Below are 7,125 nucleotides of genomic sequence, written 5' to 3' on the forward strand. Positions count from 1 at the left end.
CGGTCAGGCTGACTTCGTCAGCCCGGCATCATCCTGCGCTGCATCGTGCACAAGGCGCGGTCGCGGGCGCAGGATGCTGGCCACGGTATCGACGCCAGCGCGCAGCGGCGAGTCCATCAGGTGGGCGTAGCGCTGTGTCGTTTGCATCTGGCTGTGACCCAAGAGCCTGCCGATCATTTCCAGCGATGCACCACCGCTAACTAGCAGGGAGGCAAACGTGTGGCGCAGATCGTGAATACGCACATCAGGCAGATCCGCCTCTTTCTGGACGCGTGCCCAGAAACGGCGGATTTCGCGTACGGGCTGGCCGACGGTCTCACCGGGGAACAGCCATGGGTTGCCGTGCGGTACCACCATCTGGCGCTGGCGCACGATGGTCACCACCTCCTGCGAAATCGGTACACGATGGATCTTGCGCTGCTTGGTGGTCGCGGCGGGTTTCGACCAGATGACATAGTCGAGGTTGAACTGCTCAAACCGTGCGGTGCGCACCTCGCCCACGCGCGCGCCGGTCAGCATGCACATGCGAATGATCGCCGCCCCGCGCTGATCCTCGGCGCTGTCCAGCACTGCCGCGATCCGGGTCAGTTCTTCGGGGCCAAGAAACCGCTCGCGGGCCTGTTCGATGCGGCGGTGGAAGCCCTGCGCCGGATTATCGGCCCGCCATTCCCATTCCATGGCCAGCGTGAACATCTTGCGCAGGACTTCACCCATGCGGTTGGCGCGGATCGGGGTCGGCTTGTGGCCCTGTAGCTTGCGGGCGCGGTTGTTTGGTTTTGCCTTGCAAGGGCGGGGGCGGCCTTCGGCGACGAAATCAAGGAACCGGGCTACATCGGACTTGGTGATTTCGGTCACCAGCTTGTTGCCCCAGGCCGGTTCCAGCATTTTCCTGAGCATCGAGACCTGATCACCCGCATTATTCTTTGCCAGTTTCGGCAAATGCTCCGCAATGTAGCGGTCAATCATGTCCTTCATGCGCGGGGCTTCACGGAAATCCTCCCGCACGGCCAGAGGGTCGCGCCCCTCGTCGATGGCGCGGCGCAACTCCTTGGCGCGTTCGCGCGCGGCGGTCACGCTCCACTCCGGCCAGCGTCCGATGTTCATACGCCGCTGCCGCCCGGCATGGCGATAATCAATGGTGAAGGTCCGCGCCCCCGAGGACTGAACCCTCGCGGCAAAACCGATCACCTCAGTGTCGAAAATCTGATAGCTGACGCCCGGCCGCAGCTCAGCGTCACGCAGGGTTTTTTCGTTCAGTTTCAGTCGTTTGACCATGTATCCGGCCTCCTTGTCCCGCGACACAGGCGTAGATCTGCGTCCTTATCAAGTCAGAGCACGGGGCAGGGGCGGAATACAGGCGGAAGGCGGAATTGAAGTGAGATGCGGAATTCCGGTCAATAAAATCAGTGGGTTGTGCGAACTCACCCAGCGCACGTTGCGAAGAATTGGGAGGATCAGTAGGGGCGGGCAGAGCAAGATTGAGGATCATTCGATGGTCCGAAGAGTTATTCACAGCATGGTTGATAGCTTTGGGTGACCGACGCAGGGTCGATCTGCCAATCACTATTGAGGAAAAGCTACTCGCAGGCTACGTTAAAGGGTGTCCAGGAGGGTCGCCGGTGGATTCGTACCTTGATATTGCCCACAAAGTGCTATCGGCGGCACGTCGGCCTATGTCGGCAAAGGCAATTTTGGCCGCAGCGCACCGCTCAGCCATCGTACCGATTAACCTCAGAGGCCAAACCCAAGTTAAGACGCTTCAGGCGCGATTGAGTGAGGATATTCTCTATCATAGATCTAGTTCGCGTTTTTTCCGAACCGAGCCGGGGCAGTACTTCCTGTGTGAGCTAATTGCTGACCCCGACATTCCGGACAAATACAAAGAGCGATTCCCCGCCAGGCGTAGGACGCGCGACCTGCAAGGCGCGTGGCCGCTGGCATTCGACGAGAAGTTCCTTGAGAACCATTTGCGGAAAGATGCTGACATACCGGTGGATACTCTTCTACGGTCTGTCTCTACCCATAACGCCTTTAAATACTTAGAAAAGCACGAGAAAGTAGGCGGTGATTTGCCCACTGTCTGGACGTTCTCCTTGGTGCGACGGGGCAAACAGCTCCTATCCTATCGCGTGGGACGTTACCGCGACGACCGGGAGGCGTTTGCTAATAAGCGTTCGATTGGTTTTCCCGGAGCAATCACTGAGTCCGATTTTACACTTTTTTCGCGTGATGATTTTGGTATTCGCGAAAACGCTATGTCTGTTCTGATGATGGATCTAGACCTGACACCCAAGACGTTCCCGGCGGATCAGTTTGAGGCGCCTGAGCCGATCTTTGCTTTTGAGTGCACGGGTGATAATAATGTCCGCTCTTTGCTGATCGTCATGCTTTGGTCTTGCCCAGACTGGTTTGAGCCAACCATGAGACGGCTGTCTTTGAACGACCCGACCTGGCTCGACGCAAAGGTGTGCCCAAACAACATTGACGATTTCGAGCCATGGAGCATAGGAACTTGGCAGCGCCTACTGAAAACCGAGGCGTTCGTCGGGTAGGTCTAAAGACCATCCCTGCTCTGAAAACCGCCTACTTGGAGCACGAACTAAACACCCCGAATCCTCGCCGCCAGAAGGTCGCCCTTCAGGAGCTGGCCAGCCATTATCGGAGACGAACTCAGCTTGGCCCGGCTGATCGGTACAAATTTGAGGTCCACATCAACGGCCTCATTGCTGTAAGTTCTGACGTCAAAGTGGTGCGTTGGGGCCTTAACTGTCTTGCACAGATGGGTACCATGGCCCATTCAAACACCCCCGTGGGCATAGCGCTCAGGCGGTATGAACAATATCCGGAGATAGTCGCAGCCGCAGTGGCGGCCCTTTCGAAGATGTATAACGGCAACCTGGCTGCCTGCCCTGTCCTTGGCACAGTAGACCCTTTGGTCAAAACGCTGGCAGCGATGCAGAACACGGATCACGCCAAGCTCGACTTGTCAGGGCTGAAAATCGACATAAGCAAAGTTGACGCGGAGGTTCTTAAGCTCGCCCTGATCACGGTTGGCCTGAACCGCTCGGTCGAAAACATGTTTCATCCCTCGTATCGGAATGGCGAACTTTTGAAGGTTCTGGGCGAGCACCCGGACCCAATCGTGCGGCAGTATTGCGTTTGGTCGGTCATCGAAAATCCGACCATCCTCCTCACTGACCTTGGAGTGCCGTTCGGTTCGCTGGAACAGCAGCCCCCGAACGTGCAGTCTAAGCTTCTTCAGCTAGGCGCAAAACAGATCAAAGATCCAATTGAACGCCAAGACCTCATCAGGAATGGCACCTACCTTTCTCACCCAGACGCGAGGGAAGGTTTGGCGAAGGGCGTGCTCGACATACACTACGACGGCTTGGATGAAGTAACGATCGGTTGGTTTGATTCTGAAGCCAACAGTGGGGTGCGCGAGATACTGGCGGAACATTTTGCCAAACATGCGCATCTCTCCGGCACCTACCACGACAAGGCGATTGAGATTTACGACACTGACACCACGCTTAGGCAGCGGCTGTTGGTTGGATCCGAAGGCACCCGGCTGCATTCTATTCTTCAAGGGTCCAGCTCATCACAAGGCACTTCACTGCTTGTGGGCTTTGAAGAAGATTTGCTTGGCCTGATTATTGCCGATAAGAAAAGGAAAGTTCAGTTGAAAGTACTCATGATGATGGCTTCGCCGATGAAGCAAACGCATCTGCGGCTAGACCAAGAAGCTCGGGACATGAGTCATGAACTGGCCATGGTTTCAGGTGCTGCCCAGCAAATTGAAGTCGAATTTGCACATGCGGTACGGATCAAGGACATCCAAGGATCCGTCCTGAACGCAAAACCAAAGGTTCTGCACTTCAGCGGCCATGGCTCCCCCGGAAGCCTCTGCTTTGAGAACGATCAAGGGACAGCTCAGAACCTAGAGGCCGACGACTTCGCGGAGTTCTTATCCTACCTGAGGGGGGTCGAGTGCGTCGTCCTGAATGCTTGCTTCTCTGACAGTGTGGCGAAGGGTGCTGCAAAGCATTTAAAGGCCGTTGTTGGCTGCGATGTTTCCATTGGAGATGATGCTGCAATCAGATTCACAAAAGCCTTCTATCGCGCTCTTGCGCATGGAGAAACTTACGCAAACGCATTTGGTTTGGCAGTCAACGACCTAAACATGGCCGGGTACAGAGGCGAAGCTGCCAAGTACAAGTTTACTGTTGGAAGCGCATAGCGTGCGCCCAAAGGATCATCTTGTCGAGCTGCCGCGAGCGACCGCTTGCCGCCGAGACCTACCCAAAGTTCGCACGTACTCGATGAGGCTGCGGCGCTGGACGATTACCGTTAGGATGTCATCGTCACTGCTCTTGTCAACGTCTGGTCAACACGCGAATGCGGTTTTGACCACGTCGGGAAGCGCCAAAACCCAGCAAAAAACGACCAAGACCAGGGAAATAGTTTTTTATATCAACGTCTTAACTCGTAAGCCATTGATAAGAATCGCTTTCGCACCATGGCCCATTTACGGCTCATAACCTGAAGGTCGTAGGTTCAAATCCTACTCCCGCAACCAAAATATCTAACCATTCCAAATGGTTAGAATACGACAAAAACACTTGTGTATGAGTGCGCGCGTTTTACCTCAACGCCACCTCAACGTTTGACGAGTCCCCCTGAAAAGCGGGGACTCTTTTTGCGTTTGGCCTCTATGAATGCATGTGGCAGCATCGCGCCATGATCGCGTTCCGCGCCCTTTCAGATGACCATCCTGACCTTGGGCATTCGCCCCTGCTGCGCGCTGCCCTCCTGACTCTTCGTTACGCGCAGGAGCACAGGTCCATCGGTTTGACCAAGACAATGGCGTTCAAACGCGTCTTCGTCCATTGGGCGGTCGAGCACTTTGAATGGCCGGGCTCGAGTGCGGAAGAAATGTTCCGCTACAACAAGGTCATCAATGAATATGAGTTTCCGCCGCTCGAGGTGCTGCATTACCTTCTGATCAAATTGCGCCTCGGGCGGCACTTTAAGGGCGAGTTTCGCGTGACCAAGCGCGGCGGAGAATTGGCACAGGCACCCGCGCCACTGTTCGGCGAACTCGTCCCTTTCTTCGTCCTCGAAATCGACCATGTGTCCTATGCGCGCTTCGACGAGCGCCTCTTCGGCAAATGGGATGTCTGGATGAACGTCATCAACGTCGAGGCGGACCACGGCACCACCGAGCGGGCGCTGTTCGCAGCGTTCTATGGCAAGGATTATGATTGGGACAATGCCGGATGGCGAGAAATGGCCGCGTTCTCTTCCGGTGTCCTGCGCCCGCTCGAATGGGCGGGGTTGCTTGTCCAGACCCGTGAAGAACACGATGGCAAGCATGTTCACCACGTCTTCAAGACTCCGCTCTGGCGCAGTGCAATGAGACTGGATACCGACGAACTGCTTCAGCCCGTTTCGATACAGTAAGCCACCTATGCGCATTCGACTGATCAAGTCCGCGCCCACCACTTTGCGCGCGGACCCGCTCCACGAAAATCATCGTCCGCTCCCCGCCGCCGTCGAGGAGTGCCCTCAGTTCGCCGCGATCTCGCGCAGCAGTGGCGTGATCCGGCGCACGGTTGCACGGCGGTTGCGTTCTTCCGCGGTCTGCGTCTGCACTTTCAGGAAAGACTCGCCATAGCCCTGAACGATCAGGTTTTCAGGTGGGATGTGGAATGCTTCGGTCAGAGCCAGCGCGACCGATTCAGCACGCCTGTCCGACAGGGCGAGGTTGTAGCTTTCGCTCCCGACCGCGTCGGTATGACCTTCGATAAGGAATATCTCGCGCGGATTCTCGAACAGCAACTCCTCGATCAGGATCCCCAGCCGCACAAGACTGTGGGCCTGTTCTGCCGGGATCGCGGCAGAGCCGGACTCGAAGACAACCGTATCAAGATCAATCGCCGGCACGAGGCTGCGCACCTGCTCGATCTCGCGGATCTGGCGCAGGCTGAAGGTCCGGCCCGCGTCATACGCCATTTCTTCGCGCAGCGCCGCACGCAAGGCGGCCATATCGCTTTCGGCCACCGACAGGCTGAGCGGAACCGGGCGCGTCGCCACCAACTGGCGCACATCGACCTCCGGGAGAGGCTGCAGATCGTCGAACAATTCGTATTGCGTCCCGTCAGCGTAAACAGCGGCCCGCCGCAGCACCCGTCCGCGCGAATCGCGGATCGTGACGACCTGCGATCCATCAACTCGATCGAGCGTGGTGCGCGACGACCCGTCAGCAAATGTTTCGGTTCGGATCGTCGCACCTGGCTGACGTAAGAGCGCGTCGTCATCCTTGTAAACGGCAAGGCCTTGCTCGCTTTCAACGACGACGCGGTCGCCTGTATTCGCCACCACGCGGTCGCCATTGCGCAGCACCGAGCCGACCACGACAGCACCCAGACCGAGCAAGAGAGCCTTCTCGAGATTGCTGAGCCCGCGGTCTTGTGTGGCACGGGGTTCCGAACCGTCTGCAGCGGTTGCGAACTCCTCGGCACTGGTCCGGACTGACTCTGCGTCGAGGGATTCTTCGATCACATCCGTCGGAGCCGCCGCCGTTTCCGGGGTCGCAGCCACTGGTGCCGCATCGTCAGCAACGGTCGGATCAATCAGTGCCATCGCTGCCGCTTCCTGGGCGGCCTGCACAGCCGCTTCCACCGTTGCCGCGTCCTCTGCCGCCTGCGCTGCCGATTCCGCCGCCTGCGCTGCCGATTCCGCTGTTGCGGCTTCCTCTGCCGCCTGCGCTGCCGCTTCTGCCGCTGCGGCGTCTTCCGCGGCCTGAGCAGCCGCTTCTGCCGCCGCGGCTTCCTCTGCCGCGAGTGCAGCCGCTTCCGCCGCTGCGGCTTCTTCCGCCGCCTGCGCTGCCGCTTCCGCTGTTGCGGCTTCCTCTACCGACTGCGCTGCCGCTTCTGCCGCCGCGGCTTCCTCTACCGCCTGCGCTGCCGCCTCCGCCGCTGCCGCTTCTTCCGCGGCCTGAGCAGCCGCTTCCGCAGCTGCGGCTTCTTCTGCCGCCTGCGCTGCCGCCGCCGCCGCCGCGGCCTCTTCCGCGGCCTGAGCAGCTGCTTCCGCCGCTGCGGCCTCTTCCGCGGCCTGAGCAGC

Annotated in this window: 5 protein-coding genes; 3 read left to right on the forward strand and 2 right to left on the reverse strand. The window is 58.4% G+C overall.

Annotated elements, in window-relative coordinates; genetic code table 11:
* Positions 1-3 precede the first annotated feature (3 nt).
* On the reverse strand, positions 4-1,275 hold the full coding sequence (locus H147_RS0117425) for a tyrosine-type recombinase/integrase (RefSeq protein ID WP_019956682.1): 1,272 nt from the start codon (positions 1,273-1,275) through the stop codon (positions 4-6).
* A gap of 398 nt (positions 1,276-1,673) precedes the next feature.
* On the opposite strand from H147_RS0117425, the gene H147_RS0117430 reads away from it, so the two are divergent.
* From H147_RS0117430 to H147_RS0117445, 3 genes are all read left to right on the forward strand, one after another.
* Positions 1,674-2,552, forward strand: coding sequence for a hypothetical protein (locus H147_RS0117430; RefSeq protein WP_019956683.1), 879 nt, complete (start codon positions 1,674-1,676; stop codon positions 2,550-2,552).
* Complete coding sequence (locus H147_RS0117440) at positions 2,513-4,240, forward strand: CHAT domain-containing protein (protein ID WP_211216599.1); 1,728 nt, start codon at positions 2,513-2,515, stop codon at positions 4,238-4,240. Before H147_RS0117430 ends, H147_RS0117440 begins: the two co-directional genes overlap by 40 nt.
* Before the next feature lie 500 nt (positions 4,241-4,740).
* The gene (locus H147_RS0117445) at positions 4,741-5,463 is read left to right on the forward strand and encodes a hypothetical protein (RefSeq protein WP_051108227.1); all 723 of its coding nucleotides are present in this window, start codon (positions 4,741-4,743) and stop codon (positions 5,461-5,463) included.
* Between the two features lie 105 nt (positions 5,464-5,568).
* On the opposite strand, the gene H147_RS20035 is transcribed toward H147_RS0117445, so the two are convergent.
* On the reverse strand, positions 5,569-7,125 hold a 1,557-nt coding region (locus tag H147_RS20035; RefSeq protein ID WP_019956687.1), incomplete at its 5' end, for an OmpA family protein.

Source organism: Yoonia vestfoldensis DSM 16212 (assembly GCF_000382265.1).
Taxonomy (GTDB): domain Bacteria; phylum Pseudomonadota; class Alphaproteobacteria; order Rhodobacterales; family Rhodobacteraceae; genus Yoonia; species Yoonia vestfoldensis.

What these genes read in the sequence shown, in the direction of transcription:
- H147_RS0117425 (WP_019956682.1), bottom strand. Translation starts at nt 1,275, where the DNA reads ATGGTCAAACGACTGAAACTGAACGAAAAAACCCTGCGTGACGCTGAG.
- H147_RS0117430 (WP_019956683.1), top strand. Translation starts at nt 1,674, where the DNA reads ATGTCGGCAAAGGCAATTTTGGCCGCAGCGCACCGCTCAGCCATCGTA.
- H147_RS0117445 (WP_051108227.1), top strand. Translation starts at nt 4,741, where the DNA reads ATGATCGCGTTCCGCGCCCTTTCAGATGACCATCCTGACCTTGGGCAT.